Consider the following 22,538-nt stretch of genomic DNA (forward strand, 5'->3'; position numbering starts at 1 on the left):
TGTTTTTTGTAAAAAATAAAATGACAAAAAGAAGAATTAGAATAATGATTAATATTATTTTAATTCTTCTTTTTGTGTCTTGCAACAATTATCAATTAAGCTATAAAAGCATTAAATCAGGTTTTTTGTATGACGATGGAATTTACACTATTCCTGGAAAGGATCGAAATATTTTGATTAAAGAATTAAAAGACGGATCAAAAATATTTGCCATAAGAAACAGTAAAAATAAAATACTGTTTCAACAAAGCTTAAATGAAACTTTTAGCGCTTATCACTATTGGGTTTTATATGTTGATAAAAATGCTGATATATGGTACTATAATTCAGATTACTTTTCTTCTCAGGCAGTACTTTTTAATAAAGAAACTCAGCAATATGAGATGAAGGATTTGTGCAGAAATAAAATACAATTGCCTTTAGAATTTAAAAAGGAAATAGAATCGAAAGGATCTAAAATATGTACCTTTTGATTATATAAATTTCAAATGTTAAAAAAATAGTGCATTTTATTAATCGCATCTTCTTTACGAAAGTATCTCAGAACCTTAGCAACTTAAAAAAATCACTCATTCTCCCCGATCTTATTCACCATAAAAATCATCAGAATTCCTAGAAGTGCCATAATTAAGAATGCCCATTTCATACTTAGATATTCAGAAATAAAACCAACCATTGGCGGAACCAATAAAAATCCTAAATAACCAATTGTTGATATTGAAGTTAAAGCAGAACCGCTGCTTAATTTTGAAGATCTTCCTGCAATGCTAAACACTAACGGAACCACGCAAGAAACCCCAAATCCGATTAAAACATAACCGAAAATAGTTGGATAAACATACGGCAAAATAAAACAAACTCCAAAACCAGCTGTTATTAAGATTCCGCTGTAAAGCAAGATTTTTTTAGTTCCAAATTTCATTACGCCATAATCACCAAAAATACGTCCTAACGTTACTGCCGAAGCAAAAAATACAAACGCGGCACTGGTTAATTTTGGAGAAGCTTTTAATATATTTTCAAAATAAATTCCGCTCCAATCGTACATTGTGTTTTCGCAAGCCATAGAAACGAAACAAATCAAAGAAAATTTTACCAGATTTTTTTCTGGCATTGAGAAGAACTTCTTTTTCACCGGAACAGGCTCATTATGAATACTCATCGGGTAAAAACAAGCCGTTAGCGCAAGCATAAAAATACTTACTCCCAATAAGTGGTGTGAAGGCGCGATATGCTGTGTTACCATTACATAACCTAAACCAGCTCCCGAAAAAACGGCAATACTCCAAACCGCATGAAAACGTGTTATAATCGATTTTGGATATAGTTTCTGCACTTCCAGAGATTGTGCGTTTATAGATAAATTGAAAATATTACGAGAAGCTCCAAAGAATAAAAGTATGATAACCAACTGCCAAACAAATGCTGCCAAACCAGGCAAAGACAGCGCAATATTGAACATAACTGCGCCAAGAAGCATTATATAACGACTGCTGTATTTATTCAATAATTTTCCTGTAAAAGGCATTGTAAGCATTAAACCTATCGGAAAAGCAAATAAAACTGCTCCAAATTCGGCTTCAGATAAATGCAATTGGGCTTGTATGCGTGGAATTCGCGAAACCCACGAAGAATATCCAAAACCAGAAAGGAAGAAAAAAACAGTATTGGCAATACGGTATCCTCTGGGCGTATTTTGAATCTTTTTAAAGAATGGTAAAATCATGAAGTCATTTTTCAGACTGCAAAATTAAGGCTTTAAAACTTTATCTCAGTAAAACATCAACTAAGAATTTCATTTAATTATCTCTAAGATCAACATTTAACAATTTCATTAGTAAAGGGCAGAAATAAAAATTGTTAAAGTTATTTTAATTTTTACATTTGTACTGTTTTTATTTATTCTAAATAAATGTTATTTATAAACCAATTACTTAATAGCAATGAATTACCTCAGTTTGAAAACTTCGCGTTTTCTATTTTCTATCAGTCTACTATTTTCGTTTTTATCTGCCTTTGCACAAAACCACGGAAAAATTAAAGGAACAATCACAACATCTGATGGCGATGCTGCTGCCGGTGTCAATATTATCCTTAAAAATACGAAATATGGCACCGTTTCTAATGATGACGGTAGTTTTGATTTTAGCAGAGTAAAACCCAGCACCTACATTATACAGGTATCTTTATCGGGCTATGAAACGCTTGAAAGAGAAATAATTGTCTCTGAATATGAAACCATTACCACTAATTTACAATTAAAGGTTTCTAATAAGGAATTGAATGAAGTGGTTGTAAATGGCAAGAAAAGCAATTTATCAAAAAAGACCGATTATGTTGCTAGAATGCCACTAAAGAACTTGGAGAATCCTCAGGTTTACAATGTTATTCACAAAGAATTATTACAAGAGCAAATTGCGGTTGACATAAGAAGTGCGGTGCAAAATGCTACGGGCGCGATCTCCAAAATATATCCTTCTGGTGGACTTGAAATTAGTTTTAGAGGATTCAGTACGGGTGTAAACGCACGAAACGGAATGGAGACTCTTTCTGGACGAAGCTCAATCTCAATTGATAATGCCGAGCGAATTGAGGTGCTAAAAGGCCCTTCTGGAACTTTGTTTGGTTCTTCTGTTTCTTCGTTTGGAGGAGTTGTAAACTTGGTCACAAAAAAGCCTTTTGAAACTAGCAAAACAGAGATATCTTATACAGGAGGAAGCTTTGGACTGCAGCGTGTTGCGGTAGATTTTAATATGCCTTTGACTCAAAACAAAAAAGTTTTGTTTAGAATGAACGCTTCGGCAAATACAGAAAACAGCTTCTTAAATTATGGCTTTAATAAAACAGTCTTATTTGCGCCGAGCATTATTTATAAAGCAACCGATAGATTAACGCTGAGTTTAGACACAGAGATTTTCAACACCAATAATACCCGTCCAACTTACGGACGTTCTTACGCGGCTGGACTTACCAACCCAACAGATCTAAAAGTAGATTACAAAACAAGCTTATTTGCAGATGATCTTGATGCTAAAACGACTTCTCCTAAAATATTTGCTCAGGCAGAATATAAAATTTCTGGCAACTGGAAATCTACAACATTGTTCTCACTAGTAGACGAACGTGTCGATCATAGTTATCAATACTACACTGCATGGAAATCGCCAACAGAAGTTCAAAGAATGGTATCTCGTTTTGGCCCAATTCATAATAACTTCACCAATTTTCAAGAAAATATTAATGGTGAATTTTCAACAGGAAGCATCAAACATAAACTCTTAGCTGGTATTAATTACAGATTTACAAAAGGAACATTTAAATATGCTACAACACAAGTATTAGATGAAATTGATGTAACAACAGATTTCGAACCAATTCGAAAAAGCGATGTAGACCCAAAATTGAAGGAAATGCAATTTGGTGTTCCAAATGAACAGACTTTCAGTGTCTACGCTTCAGATGTAGTTAGTTTTACAGATCGCTTATCGGCAATGTTAAGTCTTCGTCTGGATAATTTTGTTCAGAAAAAAATCGAAGATACAGAGGGCTACAACCAAACTGCTTTGTCTCCAAAATTAGGTTTGGTTTATGAACTGGTTAAAGAACAGGTTTCTTTATTTGGAAATTACATGAATGGTTTTCAAAATTCTGGGCCAGTAAATCAGCCAGACGGGTCAATATTAATTTTAAAGCCAATTTATGCTAATCAATATGAAGGTGGTGTAAAAGTAGAAGCATTCAATAAAAAATTAAGCACAACACTTAGCTACTACAACATTACAATTGATAATGCTACAAGAACAAATCCTGACGGATATAATATTCAGGATGGAAAACAAGTAAGTAAAGGAATTGATTTTGAATTTATTGCCAATCCGATAAACGGTTTAAACTTGACGGCTGGTTATGCTTACAATGATAACCGTATCGTTAAATCGTCCGACGCTTCCATTGAAGGCAATAAAGCCAGCGGTGCACCAGAAAATGTGTTGAATTTTTGGGTTTCCTACAAATTTCAAAACACATTAAAAAATTTAGGCTTTGGCTTTGGAGGAAATTATGTAGACAAACAATATAAATTTGAAGACGAAAGCTTTTATGCTCCTTCTTATTCGATTTATAGTGCCACTGTATTTTATGACAGACCAGTATGGAGACTTGGGGTTAAATTTAACAACCTGACAAACACAAAATATTGGGATTCTTACGGAATGGCTCAAACTCCCGCAAACTTCTTAGTTAACTTAACAATAAGAATTTAATTTTCTATTCCAGATAAAGCCATTCGAAAACGAATGGCTTTATCTTTTAAAAGATAAAAATCAAGCATTTATAGTTTACATAAACATTCGCTCTTTCGTTGTTCAAGAAATTATAATTTATATTTTTGCCTTGTTTTTATTTGTTCTAAATAAAATAACCAAAATTAATCCAAAAAAAAATTACCATGAACTATTCAAATCGTAGCATCAAACAGATAAGTACCATATTCTGTATGCTATTTTTATTTTGCAGCAATCTCTTTGCGCAGCAAAACTTCGGAAAAATAAAAGGAATTATAACAACCTCTGATGGTGAATTTGCTGTAGGCGTAAATATTATTCTTAAAAATTCAAAATACGGAACAATTAGTAATGAAGAGGGAGTTTTCGAATTTAACCGTGTTAAACCTAATACGTATACTTTAGAAGTTTCATTAACTGGTTACGAAACTCTAGAACAACAAGTGAAAGTTGCGGCTACCGAAACTACTTCGCTTAATTTGCAATTGACCGTTTCAAACAAACAATTAAAAGAAGTTATCATTACCAACAATAGAGGAAAAGCTTTCCCGAAACAAAGTACTTACGTTTCTAAAATGCCTCTTAAAAATATAGAAAATCCGCAGGTATATAACATTGTCTCATCAGAGTTAATGAAAGAGCAAGCCATTACAAATTATGAAGATGCTTTAAAAAATGTACCTGGAATTCAAAAATTATGGGAATCTACAGGACGTGGAGGCGACGGAGGATCTTATTATTCTTTACGCGGTTTTGAAGTGCAGGCAAATCTTGTAAACGGATTGCCAGGATTAACAAGTGGAAGTTTAGACCCAGCAAATATTGAAAGAGTTGAAGTAATTAAAGGTCCATCTGGAACATTGTTTGGAAGTAGTCTTGTTAGTTACGGAGGATTGATTAATACTGTTACAAAAAAGCCATATAGTGGTTTTGGAGGCGAAGTATCTTATCTTGCTGGTAGTTTTGGACTAAATAGAGTTACCGCAGATATCAACACGCCATTGGATGATACTGATAATGTAGCTTTCAGAATTAATGCGGCTTATCAGACTGAAAACAGTTTTCAGGATGCAGGATTTAGAACTTCAATATTTGTAGCTCCTGCCCTTTCCTATAAAGTAAACGAAAAATTATCTTTCTTAATTAATACTGAATTTATGGCCGAAGAGAAAACTACGCCATCGATGTTGTTTTTAGGAAGAGACACTCCTTTACAATTTGCTAATCTTGCCGATTTAAATTACAATACAGATTTATCTTTTTACAGTAATGATTTACCCATAAAAAATCCGAGATACAGTTTACAAGGTCAGATGAATTATAAAATTTCAGATCAATGGACTTCACAAACGGTATTCTCAAGAAGCTCTTCAAAATCGAGAGGCTATTACTCTTATATATACGACAATGAAGACGGAAATCGTGATTTTGCTTTATGGATCACAAAAGAACAATCGCAAACAGCAACCACAGATATTCAACAAAATTTTATTGGAGATTTTAAAATTGGGAATATGAGAAATCGTCTTGTTGTTGGTTTAGATTATTTTGATAGAAATGTTATGTTTGGCGGATCAGGATATGGTCATCTTTACAATGTTACCGCTCAGGGAGAAGTAAGACAATTAGATGCTGATAATCCATACTTCTTAACACAAACTTCAGTAGACCAACTATTATCTACAGTACCTGCAACAAATTATAACTCAAAAGATGCAACTTATAGTGCTTATGCTTCTGATGTATTGAACATTAACAATAAATTATTAGTAATGGCAAGCCTACGTGTTGACTATTTTGACACTGAAGGAAACATAAAAACTGACGATGACAATTATACACAGACTGCATTTTCTCCAAAATTTGGAGTCGTTTATCAGCCAATTGAAGATCAATTGTCCGTTTTTGCAAATTATATGAATGGATTCAGAAATATCGCTCCATCAGCAATTTACGACAACGATGGCAATTTCATTGGATCACAGACTTTTGAACCAGAACATGCTAATCAGTTAGAATTTGGAGTAAAAGGAAACTTATTTTCAGATAAACTAACCGCGACAATGAGTTACTACGATATTAATGTTGCTAATTTAGTTACCAGCAACCCAATGTACAGTGCTCAAGGCGGTGAAGCAAGAAGCAAAGGATTTGAATTTGATTTGAATGCCGCACCTCTAAAAGGTCTAAGCATTATTGCGGGATACAGTTACAATGATAGTAAAATTACAAAAGGTGATGAAGGTAATGTTTGGCTAGATCAAGGAAAAAGACCATTTTGGGCGGGTCCAAAAAATCTAGTAAATCTTTGGGCAACTTATAAGTTTAATGAAGGTGCTTTAGAGAATTTTGGAATTGGTTTTGGAGGAAATTATGCCAGCGATAATGCCATTCTAGATAGTGACGTAACCGGTAAATTTATTCTTCCAGAATATACTGTAATCAATGGTTCTGTTTTCTATAACTCCACTAAATATCGTTTAAGTTTAAATGTAAATAATATTACCAACAAAGATTATTTTAATGGAGGATGGTCAACCGTAAATCCGCAAAAGCCTAGAAATGTTGTAGCTACTTTTGCTTACAAATTCTAAGATTTAACCAAAATCTCATAAGAAGCCTCGGAGCCTTTCAAAATATAGAAAGATTCGAGGCTTTTTTTAGTTGTTTTATTTTTAATTATTCTAAATAAGCGTTATGTTTGTAAAAAATATCATTCTAATAATTTAAACTTGATCTTATGAAATCAAATATTTTAAAAACATTAAGCTTTTTATTTCTAATGCTTTTTGCTGCACCTCAGCTTTTTGCCCATGCACTATGGATCGAAACCAAAGCAACAGGAACAAAAGGAAAAGCTCAGGAAATCTCTGTTTATTTTGGAGAATTCTCTGATAACGATATTACAAAAGCTGATAAATGGTTTTCTGATTTAAAAGATTTTACTTTGGTTGTAATTTCTCCTTCAAAAAAAGAAACAAAACTGACTTCAAAAGCTTTAGAAAATAAATATCAAGCGTTCTTTACACCAGACGAAGACGGAGTTTACACTATTGTGATGCACCATACAGTTGGAGATGTTTACGGAACAATGAAATTAGATTATAACTCTAGTGCAAATGTTGTAGTTGGAAATAAAGCTGCTGGAAACAATATTGCTTCTAATACAAACAAAATTGCTGTTTTCTCAGAAAATGCAGATGCTGCAAAAAAAGATACTAAAATTACTGGTGTTGCCTCTTATGACGGAGCTATTGCAAAAGAAACAAAAATTAAAGTAATTGCACCAAACGGATGGGAAAAAGAATTATGGACAAACGATAAAGGAGAATTCTCTTTTACACCAATCTGGTCTGGAAACTATATGGTAGAATATGCTCACACAGATAAATCATCTGGCGAACATAACGGAAAAAAATACGATGAAATCTGGAAAATGGCTACTTACCAAATTACAGTAAAATAATTAGTAAAATAATTTTCGTAAAAACTTCATTCTTAGATTTAATTTCAATTTAAAAAACCTTGCTAATGGCAAGGTTTTTTTTGTTGCTATTTATACTAAATTAAAATAATATTAGAAAATTCTTAAGCAAATCTTAAGAAAACAATAAGAAAGGTTTAAGTAAGAAAACGCCCCATAAATTTCCTTAACACATTCATGCAATTGTATATTTGCGGCGATCTATTTTTATTGAATCTAAATAAACAACATGAAATATAATTTACTATTTGCATTAGGATTATTAAGTTTTGCCTCTTATGGTCAAGATTTTTCAAACACCGAATCTACTTCTTCAGTAACCGATACAGTTAAGAATAAAAAAGGAGAAATTTTAAATGAAGTAGTTGTTACTAAAAATAAAGAACCAAAACCAGTTACAGCAGTTCGCTCTGGATTAAAACCAATGGATAATCCTCAAAGTATACAAGTTATTGGTTCTGAAGTTATCGAACAGCAGCAAGCTATTAGATTAAGTGAAGTTCTTAAAAATGCTAATGGTGTTTATGTAAGTTCTGCTCGTGGTGGAGCTACAGAATCTTTTTACTCAAGAGGTTATGACATGTCTTCAAATAATATGTTCAAAAACGGATTTCGTTACAACGCAGGATCAATTCCAGATGTTTCTGGTTTAGATAAAGTAGAATTCTTAAAAGGAGGTTCGGCTTTATTATTTGGAAATGTGGCTCCAGGAGGAGTTCTTAATTTAGTTACTAAAACTCCTCAATTCAAAAGCGGAGGCGAAATCTCAATGCAGATTGGAAGTTATGCTTATTATAAACCATCATTTGATTTTTATGGAGGACTTAATAAATCAATCGCATTTAGAATTAACGGTTCTTACGAAAACTCAGAAAGTTTTAGAGATGTTGTAAAAAACAAACGTGTATATGTAAATCCGTCTTTACTTTTTGTAATTAATCCAAAAACTCAAATTACATTACAAGGAGATTATTTAAGTGCAGATTGGACACCAGATTTCGGAACTGGAATCGTAGGAACTCAAATTCTTGATTTACCTCGAAATGCTTTCTACGGATCGCTTTGGTCTAATGGTACAACTAAATCTTCTAGTGCATCTGTATTATTAAATCATGATTTCGATAAAAACTGGAAACTTAATTTCAATAGTTCTTTTCAGAACTATGACAGAGCTTCAAAATCTACCGCACAATTATCTACAGTAAAAGAGAATGGAGACTGGACAAGACCTTTAGTTCAAAACGACAACTCAGAACAAATACTAGGAGATCAATTAAGTCTTCAAGGAAACTTTAATACAGGATCTGTAAAACATCAAATTTTTACAGGTGCAGACTGGGAAAACTCGTTTGCAACAGCTTATACTTTTGCTTTTACTCCAGCAAATTATGATACAATTAATCTTTTCAACTTTGATCCGTCAACGCAAAGAAATGATATTCCTGATGCGAGAGCCACTCAAATTGCAAAAACTGAGACGAATCGTTTTGGTGCCTATTTTCAAGATTTAATCTCTATTACAGAGAAGTTAAAAGTATTAGCAGGTGTACGTTGGTCATGGCAAGAAGCAGAAGTTACAACTTACAAAGAAACTTATGCTAATAATGTACAAACAGTTAAGCCTGAAAATGCAGTTCCTACAGTAGGTGCTAAAAAATTAGACAATGCATTTTCACCAAAATTTGGATTGATATACCAACCAAGAAAAGACGTTTCTATATTTGGTAGCTACTCTACTTCGTTTACTCCAAACACAGGAACTACAGCAGATTTAAAACCAATTGAACCATCTATTATTGATCAATATGAAGCTGGTATTAAAACTGATTTCTTAAAAGGATTATTAAGCACAAATGTTACTGTTTATCAAATTACAAACAGTAATCTGGCTCAAACTGCTGAATTTAAAGCTGACGGAAGTCCTAATTCAGATACAAACGTAAAAGTTTTAAGTGGTGAAACTAAAAGCAAAGGGGTAGAAGTTGACGTTACAGCAAGACCTATTGAAGGACTTAGCATTATTGCAGGATACAGCTACAACGATATGCGTTATACAAAAACTTCTGGTTTAAACGGAAGTTTTATAGAAGGTGACCGTCTTGTAAGAACTCCAGCAAATACAGCAAACTTAAGTTTCTTTTACACAGTACCAGAAGGTATATTAAAAGGATTATCTGTTGGAGCAATAGGAAATTACATTGGTGATCGTTTAGGCGGATGGAATGATCAATATAGCACTGATCTTGTAAAATATCCTGACGGTATCTACCACAGAGAAATTCCGATTGATGGTTATGTTACAATCGATGCTTCGGCTGGATATACTTGGAATAAGTTCTCTATTCTTTGCAAATTATCAAACATTACGAACGAATTAAATTATACCGTTCACGAAAATTACAGTGTGAACCCAATCGCTCCTCGTCAGTTCATGACAAGCGTGCGTTACAAGTTCTAAAATATTGAATTAGAAGTTTTTTTGATTTATCCCAAGATTTTCTGTTTCTGTGGAAATAGAAAAATCTTGGGATTTTTATTTTAAACAAGATAAATGAAAGTAATACAAAACTTACTTTTATTTTGGTTTTTGAAAAAATATGCTATTTTTGTATTCAACATTATGAAATATGAATTACAACTTATCATTTCAGGAAAGAGCAAAGTTAAGCATGGAACAATTATCCAAGCAGCAGCCAGTTACCTTAGAAGAAGCCAAAGCGCAGGCACAATGGCTAAAGAATTCAAGCATTTCAAAAAACAAGAAAAAGAGACCTTAGAAAAGTTTATAGAATTAAACAGTCTTTGGATTTTAGATATCAATCTTGATAATTATGTTTCTGAAGGAGCAGAACAAAAGGTCTATTTAAAAGACGGGAAACATGTAATCAAACTTAATGATTCTATTTATTATAACTCTTGGATAGATTATTTCAATAATCTATTATTAAACAATTTCTTTTTCCCAGACACAGCATACAATTTATTAGGCTTTTTCAAAACCGAAGATATCATATATGCAGTTGTTGAACAACCTTTTGTTAAAGCAACTGAGCCAACAGATCTAGAAGTTGTAAAAAATTTTATGCTTGTAAACGGATTTTTAAATACCAAAAATAATGACTACTGTAATCCTGACTTAGGAATTATTCTTGAAGATCTTCACGACGAAAATGTATTGACCGAAAATGGCATTCTTCAATTTATAGATACCGTTTTCTATATAAAAGATAATTTTTACGAAATATAAAAACCCGACAGCTTTCAAAAAACTGTCGGGTTTAAGGTTTAATATTATTTATAAACTAAGTTTGATTTCTTATTTCAAACCAGCCAAACTCTGCTCGATTGTAGCAATTTTTGCTAGAGCATCTGCTTGTTTTTGTTTCTCTATATTTAAAACTTTTTCAGGAGCTCCGTTTACGAATTTCTCGTTAGAAAGCTTTGCTTCAACAGATTTTAAGAATCCTTTTGTATAATTTAATTCTTCTGTCAGTTTTGCAATTTCAGCTTCAACATCGATATTTCCTGTAATTGGAATGAAGTATTCATTTGATTTTACACGGAAAGACAATGCGCCGTCTACTTTCTCAGAAACATATTCGAAAGCAGAAACGTTTCCTAATTTCGTAATGATTGAATCAAAATAAGCTGAAACATTTTCGCTGTTGATTCCTTTTAATTCGATTGCATCTTTAAACGGAATATTTTTGTCTTTACGAATCGTTCTAATTCCAGAAATTACTTCAATTGAGTTTTCAAAATCTGAAATCAATTTTGCATCAAAAGGCTTCAATTCTGGCCAAGTTGAAACGATTAAAGCTTCTTCCGGAGTTCTTTTAGCAATTAATTGCCAAATTTCCTCTGTCAAGAAAGGCATAAACGGATGCAATAACTTCAAGTTGTTTTCTAGCATTTCGATCGCTTTATCAAACGTTGCTTTATCAATTGGTTGTTGGTAAGCCGGTTTGATCATTTCAAGGAACCAAGAACAGAAATCATCCCAAACCAATTTATAAATTGCCATAAGAGCATCTGAAATTCTGTATTTCTCAAAATTATCTTCAATTTCAACTAAAGTCTGCTGTAATTTCGCTTCGTACCATTCTATCGCTACTTTTGATGATTCTGGCTGTGCGATAGTTTCTGAAACTTCCCAACCTTTAATCAGTTTAAAGGCATTCCAAATCTTATTAGAGAACGCTTTTCCTTGATTACACAATTCTTCATCAAACATAATATCGTTTCCTGCAGAAGCGCTTAAAAGCAATCCTACACGAACACCATCAGCACCAAAAGCATCAATTAAATCTAAAGGATCAGGAGAATTTCCTAATGATTTAGACATTTTACGGCGTTGTTTATCACGAACTAAACCAGTCAAATATACATTTGTAAATGGTTTTTCGCCCGCATATTCATAACCTGCAATAATCATTCTGGCAACCCAAAAGAATAAAATATCTGGACCTGTAACCAAATCATTTGTTGGATAGTAATATTTAAAATCTGGACTTTCTGGATCCATAATTCCGCCAAAAACTGACATTGGCCATAACCAAGATGAGAACCAAGTATCTAATGCATCAACATCTTGTTTTAAGTTGTCGGTTGTTAGTTGTTGATTGTTGGTTTTTTCTTTTGCTAACGCTAATGCATCTTCGATATTTTCTGCAACTACGAAATCTTCTTTTCCGTCTCCATAATAATATGCTGGAATTTGTTGTCCCCACCATAATTGACGAGAAATATTCCAATCGCGAATGTTGTTTAACCAATGCGCATAAATGTTTTCAAAACGTTTTGGATGTAATTTAATATCTCCTGTTTCTAAAACTGACTTAATTGCTGGTTTTACCAATTCTTCCATTTTCAAGAACCATTGGTCAGATAATCTTGGTTCGATTACCGCTTTTGTTCTTTCAGAAGTTCCAACTTTATTTAAGTGAATTTCTGTTTTTGCTAAAGCGCCAATTTCTTCTAGTTCTTTTGCAATTTCTGTACGAACTACAAAACGATCTTTTCCTTGATAATGTAATCCGAAGCTGTTTAAAGTTGCATCTTCATTAAAAATATCAACGATTTTAAGGTTGTGTTTTTCTCCAAGAGTTTTATCGTTCATATCGTGTGCAGGCGTTACTTTCAAACATCCTGTTCCGAATTCAACATCTACATATTCGTCTTCGATAATTGGAATTACTCTACCACAGATTGGAACAATCGCTTTTTTACCTTTTAAATGTGTAAAACGCTCATCGTTCGGATTAATACAGATTGCAGTATCTCCAAAAATAGTTTCTGGACGAGTTGTGGCAATGGTCAAAAATTCCTCAGTTCCCTCGATTTTATATTTTAAGAAAAATAATTTTCCTTGTTGTTCTTCATAAATAACTTCTTCGTCAGATAAAGTCGTTTTAGCTTCTGGATCCCAGTTTACCATACGGTATCCTCTGTAGATCAATCCTTTGTTGTATAAATCTACAAACGATTTAATTACAGAAGCAGACATATCTGGATCCATAGTAAATTTAGTGCGTTCCCAATCGCAAGAAGCTCCTAATTTCTTAAGTTGCTCTAAGATTGTTCCACCATATTTATCTGTCCATTCCCAAGCATGTTTTAGGAATTCTTCGCGGGTCAAATCGTTTTTATTGATTCCCTCTGCTTTTAACTTCGCTACAACTTTTGCTTCAGTTGCAATAGAAGCGTGATCTGTTCCTGGAACCCAACAAGCGTTGAATCCTTTAAGACGTGCTCTACGAATTAAAACATCCTGAATCGTGTTATTCAACATATGTCCCATGTGAAGGACTCCAGTGACGTTTGGCGGCGGGATTACAATGGTGTACGGTGTTCTATGATCTGGTTCTGAATGAAAATAATTGTTTTTCATCCAGTAATCATACCATTTACTCTCAATCGTCTTAGCGTCAAATTGTGCTGGAATTGTCATTTACTAGGGTTGTTTAATCGTTAATTTGTTTAACCGTTTAATCGGTTTTGATCATCGAATTTCGAATTGAATTGTTTTCTCATTTTCTGTTTAAAAAAATCATTTATAAATCAATCTCAACGATTAAACAAATAAACGATTAAACAGTTAAACAAAAAAATGGTTCAATTTTTGTATTTATAACTGACAGCAAAAGTAAATAATTAAGTAGACTATAAAAAGAGAAATAATAATTTGTGTGTTAATTAAAAGAATGTATATTTACTTACAATTAAAAAAAGATTCATATGAAAAATGCAGCCTCTTTTATTGCAGTTTTATTGTTTAGCGCAATAAGTTATGCACAAAATGGCCCTAAAATTGAATTTGCAGCTCCAGACAATACAATTGATTATGGAAAAATTTCTAAGAGTGACAACGGACTTCGTTCCTTTGAATTTACTAACACGGGAGATGCTCCTTTATTAATTACAGGCGCAGAATCTACAGTAAGTTCGATTATTGTAACAAAACCTTCGGCAGCAATTCAGCCAGGCAAAAAAGGAAAAATCGATGTAAAATATAATATGGTCGCAGGACCTATTCGTAAAACAATTACTGTCGAAACAAACGCAGTAAACTATCCTGACGGAAGAGTAGCTCTTAAAATTAAGGGTGAAGTTCAATAAGAATTTAAAAATCTTTAAATAACAAAAGCCGTTTCTTTAATTAGAAACGGCTTTTTATTTTATTGGTAAAGTGAAACCATCTGACATTTCACTTTATACGTTTTACTTCTCAACGCATTCAACAGAATCAAATTTGTATTTTACACTTTCAAAATCAATTGGTTGGTCTTTTACTAAATAAGTAACACCCATTGTGGTCTGCATAGTTCCGTTTCCTAAAATAAGCTGATTGTTGCGTTTTAATAGCGCCATAGGATTCTTGAAAGTTTTATTTCCGTTTACATTGTCTTTAAAAGTATAGTCGATAAACAAAGTATCTCCATGAAATTCTCCCGCAACTTCTCCTGTTCTAACTGTCGAAGGCGCAACTTTCATAATCAAATCTCCTGCTAGTTTTCCGTTTTTTAAAGTATTCAATTTTAAATCTACTGTATCCTTTTCATAAATTGCTTTGTAGCATGCAGTGCTTACTACTTTTTCGCCTTCTGCTTTTGCAGCCTCAGCAGCTTTTTGTTTTTCTTCATTTTTACAGCTTTGCAATCCAATAAAGGATAAAAGCAAACAAGATAAGGCCAGATTTCTCATAATTATTTTTATTTCGTTGATATCAATATAAAATTAAAGAAAAAAGGTTTTCTTCTTACTATAATTTTATAAATTTTTGATTACAAACTCAGATCTTCTGTTCAATTCGTGATCTTCTTCAGAGCAAGATTCGTCTGTTTTACATTTTACAATTGGCACCGATTCTCCATATCCTTTTGCCGTAACTCGTTTAGCGTCTACACCTGATTGTATGATAAATTCTCTAGTCGAATTGGCTCTTTTTTGAGACAGATTTTCATTAAATTTAGCATTTCCTCTAGAATCAGTATGAGATCCAATTTCGATTTTCATGTCCGGATATTTCTTCATCAATTCTACAACTCTTCCTAAAACCACTTTCGATTCTTTTCGAATGTACCACATATTATAGTCAAAGTAAATTGGATCTGTTTTAATGATTAATCTGTCTTTGTCTTTTACAACATCTTTTTCATTTGCTAAGATTTCTTTTACCTTTTCATTCTTTTTAACTTCAGCTGCAACGATAGCCGCTTCTTTGGCTTTTTTCTCTTTTTCTTTTAATTGAATTGCGGCTAAAGCCTCTTTTTTCTTGTTTTCTTCTTCTAGAATAATTTCCTGCTTTCTTTTGTTTTCAGCAATTTGCTTTTCTTCCTGTTTGATAACTTCAAGTGATTTTAAAGCTAAAGAACCATCGTTTACTTTATCTCTTGTTTTGTCTAAAGTTAGCGCTTTCGATGCATTTGTATAATTTTCTTTGAAAGCAGAAATTTTATACGAAGTCTCACAAGCAACAGTAAAATTGAATTTTCCGTCGGCAGAAGTTGTGATTGTATTTAAAGTTTTGTTTTCAGAATCTTGTAACAATACGGTAGCATTTTCTAAAGCTAATTGAGTATCAACATCTGTAATAGTTCCAGCGATAAATTGTTTGCAATCTTCAACAATTAAATCTTTTGTTTCTTTAAATTGATAAATATCGTCGCCTCCCTTTCCTCCTTCTCTATTCGAAGCAAAAAAACCTTCTTTGGTATTTGAATCGATATAAAAAGCAAAATCATCTAAATTGGAATTCAATGGAAGTCCGACGTTTATAGGTTTTGAATATTCGTTTCCAGTAATTTCAGAAACAAAAACATCTAAAGACCCATAACCCAAATGTCCATCTGACGAAAAATAAAGTTTATTATCTGCAGACGCAAAAGGAAATTGTTCCCTCTTGTTTGTATTAATTTGCGGACCTAAATTCTTCGGCGTATCAAAAGCGCCTTTATTGATATTAACCGAATAAATATCAAAAGAACCAAATGATCCTGGCATATCAGAAGCAAAATACAATACTTTTTCATCTGCGCTTAAAGCAGGATGCTCCACAGAATAATTTGGACTATTGAATGGCAGAGACGTAATATTGGTCCATTTTCCTTCTACTAATTCTGCTTTAAAAATTTGAAGATTGGAGATCTTATTATCGTCTTTTTTCTTCTTTCCGTTTTTAGAATTGTTTCGGGTAAAATACATTGTTTTACCATCTTTTGTAAAAATAGCATTCGATTCGTGCATTCCTGTTTTTAATTCTTTCGCAAAATAATGAACAATAGAATCTGCCGAATTTATATTTGTAAGAGGAATTGCAACTATATTCAAATAGGTTTCGTTATCCCATTTGAATTTTTTATCAAACAAACCTGGTTTCAATTTTACTCCAGCAAAAACTAAATTATCTCCATATTTTACAGCTCCAAATTCTGAATTTGGTGTATTTATAGCGAGATTTTTAATTTCAAAACGTTTGCCTATCGCGGTTACATTTTCTAAAGTTTTAAGATCATTTTCAAAATTGGCACTATCTTCTGAATTGGCTGATTTTGAATAATATTCTTTTAAATTGGCATTAGCATCATCATATTTATTTGTTGCTTTTAAAGTCTGTGCATATCTAAAATAATATTCTCTGTCCAAATCATTATTGTAATTTGAAATCAGAAGACGATAATAACGCTGTGCTTTAACCAAATCATTGGTATAGAAATAAGAATCTGCCAAGTTCTTGATTACTTCTTGCGAAGGCTTTTCATCTGCTAATTTTTGATATAAAACAATAGCTTCGCTGTAATACGTTTTATCAAAAAAACGTTTCGCTCTTGCCAATTCCTGATCTTGGGCGTTTATAAACTGTATTGAAAATACGAATATAATAACGAGTAATTTTTTCATATTTTTCATTTTAGAAGAATCTTGGAGATTTATCAAATCCTTTTCCTAACAAATCCAAATCAAACAACAGCATAATTTCGTGTGTACCAGAATTAAACTGACCGAAGTTTGTAAGCGTATAATCATAAGCATAACCTACTCTTAGTGTCGGAGTAACATTAATATTGAACAATGCACTTACTGAGTCATCAATTCTATAAGCGGCTCCAAATTCAAACTTTTCGTTGTACAAAACATTAGCGGTAATATCTATCGCTATTGGTGAACCTTTTACAATCTTTGACATAAATGCAGGTTTTAATTTCACCATATCATTAAGCTGAAAAACATAACCAGCAGTCAAAAAAGTATGTATTTCTTCTGAACCGAAAGCGTTAACTCCTGACTTTTCTTCAATATATTTTGCTTTCAATAAGTTCGGAACAGACAATCCAACATAAAGATTATCTCTAAAATAGTAAGCTCCCACTCCAATATTTGGTTTTGTAGCATTTATATTTTCTGAAAAAGCATAATCTGTTTGAGGATCTGTAAATCGAAAACCATTGAAATTACTTTGCATAGATGAAAATCCAGCTTTTAAACCTAGTGACAATTTGTTTTTTCCGCCTAATTTTAAAATATATGCAAAGTCGGCATAAACATTATTTTCTTTTTTAGCGCCATCTCCAATATCATCTGAAATGAATGAGATACCAGCTTCTATTCTATCTGTAATAGCCGAATGTCCAAAAAATGTAAATGTTTTTGGAGCACCATAAGCGCCTACCCATTGGGTTCTGTATAATCCTCCAAAATTCATCATTGCAGGCACTCCAGTAGCATAAGCGGGGTTGACAACGCTCATATTATACATATAATGTGTATATTCTGGATCTTGCTGTGCAGCAACTGATAAACAGAAAAGGAAATTTATAAGGAGTATTAATTTTTTCATTTGAAAATTATATTAAAAATGTAAAAGAGATTTATCGATTTAAATAAAGACGGCCTTGTTTTGGTGGTTTATTGTCTTTATTGAAATGCAATACATAAAAATAGACTCCGTTGGGTGCAATACCTCCAGCGATACCGCTTCTTTCGTAATTTTTTCCATCCCAAGCTGGCTTATTTTTATCTCCTTTATACATACCATTTCCATATCTGTTATAAATTTCGAGTGTATAATTCGGATATAAAAATTCAATATCTTTTATCACAAACCAATCGTTTACCCCATCACCGTTTGGAGAAAATCCATCAGGAATAAAGAAATCATTTGGCACATTATCGCAATCTGTTAATGTGACCGTCACTTCAATATATTGTGAAGAAAGACAATCTGTACTTGAAAAATTAAATCCATAGTATTTTCCTTGTTCAATTAAAGAAGTTGTGCTTGATAATAAATTTCCATTATTTGGCGAATCATACCAAACTACACTTGAAGGAACATTTGTATTATTTGATAAATCTGAAATTGTCGGATTATTTAATCCGCAGAAGTTTTGTCCCTCTGAATTTAATACTGGAACTGGCGAATCGTCTATAGTTACCAAAACAGTCGTAGCTTCCGAAGTACAGCCTTCAGCAGAAGTTTCTCTTACATAATAATTACCCGATTCTAAAGCCAAAGTACTAGCTAGAGGTGTTGTTGAAGTTGGAGAATTATACCATTTATACTGATTTCCGTTTGGAACTAAATTGGCAACTTCTGCTTCATCAACTTTACAAAACTTCTGATTTTGAGCAGCAGGTGCAGATGGAATTGGATTTATTATAAAATCATCGGTTACATTGCTTAAATTAACATCACAATTTGTTGTTGTATTGATCAAATTTAATAATGTAATTTTAGTTGTCCCAGCATTTAAAAGTAATCCCGCAGGTATAGTAAAATCTAATTTACCATTAACTACAGCCTGAGATATCGTTTGAACGCCAGAAGAATTGCTTTCTGACAATGTATAAGAAATGCTTGCGTTTGTTAAATTTCCTAAACCAGAAATCGAAGCAGAAACTGGATCATTCAAACAGAAATCATTTACTGCAACACTAACTGTTGAGGCATTTGGCAACGGATTTATAACTAGATTTCCAGCCAAAAAAGCCGTATTACTACATTGTGGAAAAGGATTTGTAATATTTACAATATTTACAATCGTAATTACTGATAATCCTGCATTTGCACTTAAATTACTTGAAATTGTAAAAGATGCTTTTCCTCCTGTTGCTTGCATTACTGTAATTTGTCCGGTAGCAACATTATCTCCATTAATATTATAAACAATTCGATAGTCTCCATCAAGCAATTGAGGCGCAGTAACTTCAATTAATGCTTCCTTACCTATACAAATAGGAGTCGCTGTTAATACGGCATTATCTAAATTAGGTAATGGCTGTATGATTACTGAAATCTTTGTTGGTGCTGAAGTACAGCCCGCTGCAGAAGTTTCTGTAACATAATAATCTTCTGTTTTTAAAACATAATTGGCTGCAAGAGGTGTTGTTAACGTTGCCGAATTGTACCATTTATACTCAGCCCCACTCGGAACTAGATCTGCTGCTGTTGCGTTATCAGATTTACAAAATTCCATATCTTGAGCAATAGGTGCATCTGGTATTGGATTTATTATAAAATCATCAGTTACATTAATTAAATCTACATCACAATTTGTCGCTGTATTGGTCAAATTTAATAATGTGATTTTGGTTGCTCCACTATTTAAAAGTAATCCAGCAGGAATAGTAAAATCCAATCTGCCATCTGTTACTGCTCCAGCTATTGTTTGCACAGCAGAAGAATTACTCTCTGACAACGAATATGTAATACTAACATTCGTTAAACTCCCTAAACCAGAAATCAAAGCAGGAACAGGAGCATTCAAACAGAAATCATTTACTGCTACTTTTACTGTCGTCGCATTTGGCAATGGATTAATAATTAGATTTCCTGCAACATTTACCGCTTTACCACATTGTGGCGAAGGATTTGTAATGTTAACTATATTAAGAATAGAAATTACAGATAATCCGCTTTTTACATTTAAACTTCCAGGTATTGTAAAAGTTGCTTTTCCTCCTGTTGCTTGCATTAATGCTGTTTGCCCTGTAGCTAAATTGTCTCCGTTAATATTATAAGTAATACTATAATTTCCATCAAGCAATTGAGGTGCTGTAATTTCAATTGACGCATCTTTACTTTGACAAACAGAAGTAGCTGTTAAAACTGCATTAACTAAATTAGGCAAAGGATGTATTGTCACCGAAATTTTTGTAGGTTCTGAAGTACAGCCTGCTGCAGAAGTTTCTGTAACATAATAATCTTCTGTCTTTAAAACATATTCATATGCAAGACGTGTTGTTAAAGATGGTGAATTATACCATTTATATTGAACCCCTTTAGGAAGTAAGTCTGCAATTGTTGCTCCATCATTTTGACAGAAATCCTGATTTAAAACAGTTGGCGCAGGTGGAATTGGATTTATTATAAAATCATCTGCTACATTAACTAAATCAACATCGCAATTAGTTATAGTATTAGTCAAATTTAATAATGTGATTTTTGTCGTTCCAGTATTTACAAGTAATCCCGCAGGAATAATAAAATTCAATCTACCATTTGTTACGGATCGAGCTACCGTTTGCACAGCAGAAGAATTACTTCCTGACAACATGTACGAAATACTAGCATTTGTTAGATTTTCTAAACCAAAAACCGAAGCAGAAACAGAATCATTCAAGCAGAAATCATTTACTGTTACACGCACTGGTGCCGCATTGGGCAATGGGTTTATAATTAGATTTCCTGCAATATTAACTGCAGCACTACATTGTGTAGAAGCATTTGTGATATTTACAATATTAAGTATAGAAATTACAGATAATCCGCTTTTTACATTTAAGTTCCCAGGAACCGTAAAGGATGCTTTTCCTCCTACTGCTTGTATTACTGCAGTTTGTCCAGCTACAACATTATCTCCATTAATATTGTAGGTTATACGATAATTTCCATCAAGCAATTGAGGCGCTGTAATTTCAATTAACCCATCTTCATTCTGGCAAACGGGTGAAGCTGTCAACACAGCATTATCTAAATTAGGTAAAGGATAAATCGTTAAAATAGTTGAAAAAGGGCTAAAAATATCTACACAAGATTTTTGGCTACTTGTCGAAACAATACCAGTAACAGTAATAGTATATTCACCTACCTGTCTAAAATAAGATGAGCTAATTGAAAAACTAAATACCCCATTGATAAAATTTCTCGTTGCTGTTAAAGGTTGAGATACTCCTGGCCCCACAACATTGTAAGCAACTTCATATTCTCCATTAGGTATATTTTCAAGACCTTGAGTAATTATCCCTGAATATGAAGCTGTCGTAATTTCCGATTCGCAAATATCTTTATTGACAACAATTGCTGCTCCTGTAAAATCAAGTCTTTTTTCAAGAGTAATTACAATAGAAGCTGTTTCGTCTTTACATATATTATTATCAGGGACTGCTAATACAGTATATGTATAGGTATATTCACCAGGACCATTAGTATCGAATAGTTCTTGAAGATTAATATTGTGATCTGTATTAGAAGTTAGTCCAGTGCCTGCCCAAGTACCACCACTATCATAGTCAGTAAGCCGATCAAACAGGTCTAAATTGGTATAAGACCCCAAATCGGTAGTTCCACAAAGTATTAAGTCATCTGGCGTTCCTGCTTTTGGAGCCCTTAGAACGGTTACTACTATATTAGTAGATTTTTCAGTTGGTGAACAAGCTAATACCGGAGGTACAGTATAAGTATAATAAAGAGTTGTCTTTTGATCTATATCTGCAATATTTATAACCGACTCCACAATTTGTCCTGTAATAGTATTTGTGAATACTCCGTTACCATGCGGCCCCATTGCATTACTGTCAAATGCTGTAAAAAGATTGAAAGTACTTGCTTTATTACAAACCGTTGCCTGTGAACCAACACCAGCATAAGCCCCTATTGTAATTGTCACTACTGCTTTATCATCAACACATCCTGAAGTAGTGGGAGCAGTATAAGTATAATGATAAGTACCTCCTTCGACAATAAGCTGCGGATTCAAAATACCTGTAACTGGATCTAAACCTTTCAAATTATTATCATCGGTCCATGTCCCGCCCGGTACTGGTGTCCCGCCTAATAAGGTAAATAAGTTTATAGATTGATACGCAGGATTAGAAATATCACAAATTAATTCGTTTATATTATCATCACCAGCGCACTGGGCACTAAGCTTTGAAGGTAGAAGAGCAAAAAAAATAAAAAACGATACAAAATGTAGGAAATTAATGTAGTTTTTGGCCATAGATTAAATTTTTGCTAAACATAATAAAATATCTAGGCAAAACGCTAATTT

At 32.9% G+C, this 22,538-nt stretch carries 13 protein-coding genes; 7 read left to right on the forward strand and 6 right to left on the reverse strand.

The window, feature by feature from the left end:
* Positions 1-20: 20 nt before the first annotated feature.
* Positions 21-473 carry a hypothetical protein gene (locus V6624_RS03240; protein ID WP_162614967.1) on the forward strand — a complete coding sequence of 151 codons (453 nt, stop codon included), beginning with the start codon at positions 21-23 and terminating at the stop codon, positions 471-473.
* A gap of 92 nt (positions 474-565) precedes the next feature.
* On the opposite strand, the gene V6624_RS03245 is transcribed toward V6624_RS03240, so the two are convergent.
* The gene (locus V6624_RS03245; RefSeq protein ID WP_111287469.1) at positions 566-1,726 is read right to left on the reverse strand and encodes an MFS transporter; all 1,161 of its coding nucleotides are present in this window, start codon (positions 1,724-1,726) and stop codon (positions 566-568) included.
* A gap of 217 nt (positions 1,727-1,943) precedes the next feature.
* Here V6624_RS03245 and V6624_RS03250 point away from each other — a divergent pair, with 217 nt between their 5' ends.
* The 5 genes from V6624_RS03250 (at position 1,944) to V6624_RS03270 (ending at position 11,014) form a co-directional block, all read left to right on the forward strand.
* Positions 1,944-4,262, forward strand: coding sequence for a TonB-dependent receptor (locus V6624_RS03250; protein ID WP_111287471.1), 2,319 nt, complete (start codon positions 1,944-1,946; stop codon positions 4,260-4,262).
* 185 nt (positions 4,263-4,447) lie between these two features.
* Positions 4,448-6,877 carry a TonB-dependent receptor gene (locus V6624_RS03255; protein WP_111287473.1) on the forward strand — a complete coding sequence of 810 codons (2,430 nt, stop codon included), beginning with the start codon at positions 4,448-4,450 and terminating at the stop codon, positions 6,875-6,877.
* 146 nt (positions 6,878-7,023) lie between these two features.
* The gene (locus V6624_RS03260) at positions 7,024-7,749 is read left to right on the forward strand and encodes a DUF4198 domain-containing protein (protein ID WP_111287475.1); all 726 of its coding nucleotides are present in this window, start codon (positions 7,024-7,026) and stop codon (positions 7,747-7,749) included.
* 247 nt (positions 7,750-7,996) lie between these two features.
* The gene (locus V6624_RS03265) at positions 7,997-10,225 is read left to right on the forward strand and encodes a TonB-dependent siderophore receptor (protein ID WP_111287477.1); all 2,229 of its coding nucleotides are present in this window, start codon (positions 7,997-7,999) and stop codon (positions 10,223-10,225) included.
* 93 nt (positions 10,226-10,318) lie between these two features.
* Entirely contained in the window at positions 10,319-11,014 is a 696-nt protein-coding gene (locus V6624_RS03270; RefSeq protein ID WP_239455682.1) for a hypothetical protein, read from the forward strand.
* A 69-nt stretch (positions 11,015-11,083) separates the two neighbouring features.
* Here the strand turns inward: V6624_RS03270 and V6624_RS03275 are convergent, their stop codons facing one another.
* Positions 11,084-13,717, reverse strand: coding sequence for a valine--tRNA ligase (locus V6624_RS03275; RefSeq protein ID WP_111287479.1), 2,634 nt, complete (start codon positions 13,715-13,717; stop codon positions 11,084-11,086).
* A 287-nt stretch (positions 13,718-14,004) separates the two neighbouring features.
* Here V6624_RS03275 and V6624_RS03280 point away from each other — a divergent pair, with 287 nt between their 5' ends.
* Entirely contained in the window at positions 14,005-14,385 is a 381-nt protein-coding gene (locus V6624_RS03280; RefSeq protein ID WP_111287481.1) for a DUF1573 domain-containing protein, read from the forward strand.
* A 102-nt stretch (positions 14,386-14,487) separates the two neighbouring features.
* Here V6624_RS03280 and V6624_RS03285 read toward each other — a convergent pair whose 3' ends face one another.
* The 4 genes from V6624_RS03285 to V6624_RS03300 all read right to left on the reverse strand — a co-directional run bounded on the left by V6624_RS03285 (position 14,488) and on the right by V6624_RS03300 (position 22,487).
* Positions 14,488-14,970 carry a hypothetical protein gene (locus V6624_RS03285; RefSeq protein ID WP_111287483.1) on the reverse strand — a complete coding sequence of 161 codons (483 nt, stop codon included), beginning with the start codon at positions 14,968-14,970 and terminating at the stop codon, positions 14,488-14,490.
* A gap of 66 nt (positions 14,971-15,036) precedes the next feature.
* On the reverse strand, positions 15,037-17,166 hold the full coding sequence (locus V6624_RS03290; protein WP_111287936.1) for an OmpA family protein: 2,130 nt from the start codon (positions 17,164-17,166) through the stop codon (positions 15,037-15,039).
* A gap of 10 nt (positions 17,167-17,176) precedes the next feature.
* On the reverse strand, positions 17,177-18,103 hold the full coding sequence (locus V6624_RS03295) for a PorP/SprF family type IX secretion system membrane protein (RefSeq protein WP_111287485.1): 927 nt from the start codon (positions 18,101-18,103) through the stop codon (positions 17,177-17,179).
* Positions 18,104-18,134: 31 nt separating this feature from the next.
* Entirely contained in the window at positions 18,135-22,487 is a 4,353-nt protein-coding gene (locus tag V6624_RS03300) for a gliding motility-associated C-terminal domain-containing protein (protein ID WP_338840841.1), read from the reverse strand.
* Positions 22,488-22,538: the final 51 nt, after the last annotated feature.

Source organism: Flavobacterium ginsenosidimutans (assembly GCF_037478105.1).
GTDB lineage: Bacteria > Bacteroidota > Bacteroidia > Flavobacteriales > Flavobacteriaceae > Flavobacterium > Flavobacterium ginsenosidimutans.

Excerpts from the sequence above, each read along its gene's own strand:
- V6624_RS03240 (WP_162614967.1), top strand. The coding sequence starts at position 21 with ATGACAAAAAGAAGAATTAGAATAATGATTAATATTATTTTAATTCTT.
- V6624_RS03245 (WP_111287469.1), bottom strand. The coding sequence starts at position 1,726 with ATGATTTTACCATTCTTTAAAAAGATTCAAAATACGCCCAGAGGATAC.
- V6624_RS03250 (WP_111287471.1), top strand. The coding sequence starts at position 1,944 with ATGAATTACCTCAGTTTGAAAACTTCGCGTTTTCTATTTTCTATCAGT.
- V6624_RS03255 (WP_111287473.1), top strand. The coding sequence starts at position 4,448 with ATGAACTATTCAAATCGTAGCATCAAACAGATAAGTACCATATTCTGT.
- V6624_RS03260 (WP_111287475.1), top strand. The coding sequence starts at position 7,024 with ATGAAATCAAATATTTTAAAAACATTAAGCTTTTTATTTCTAATGCTT.
- V6624_RS03265 (WP_111287477.1), top strand. The coding sequence starts at position 7,997 with ATGAAATATAATTTACTATTTGCATTAGGATTATTAAGTTTTGCCTCT.
- V6624_RS03270 (WP_239455682.1), top strand. The coding sequence starts at position 10,319 with ATGAAAGTAATACAAAACTTACTTTTATTTTGGTTTTTGAAAAAATAT.
- V6624_RS03275 (WP_111287479.1), bottom strand. The coding sequence starts at position 13,717 with ATGACAATTCCAGCACAATTTGACGCTAAGACGATTGAGAGTAAATGG.
- V6624_RS03280 (WP_111287481.1), top strand. The coding sequence starts at position 14,005 with ATGAAAAATGCAGCCTCTTTTATTGCAGTTTTATTGTTTAGCGCAATA.
- V6624_RS03285 (WP_111287483.1), bottom strand. The coding sequence starts at position 14,970 with ATGAGAAATCTGGCCTTATCTTGTTTGCTTTTATCCTTTATTGGATTG.
- V6624_RS03290 (WP_111287936.1), bottom strand. The coding sequence starts at position 17,166 with ATGAAAAAATTACTCGTTATTATATTCGTATTTTCAATACAGTTTATA.
- V6624_RS03295 (WP_111287485.1), bottom strand. The coding sequence starts at position 18,103 with ATGAAAAAATTAATACTCCTTATAAATTTCCTTTTCTGTTTATCAGTT.
- V6624_RS03300 (WP_338840841.1), bottom strand. The coding sequence starts at position 22,487 with ATGGCCAAAAACTACATTAATTTCCTACATTTTGTATCGTTTTTTATT.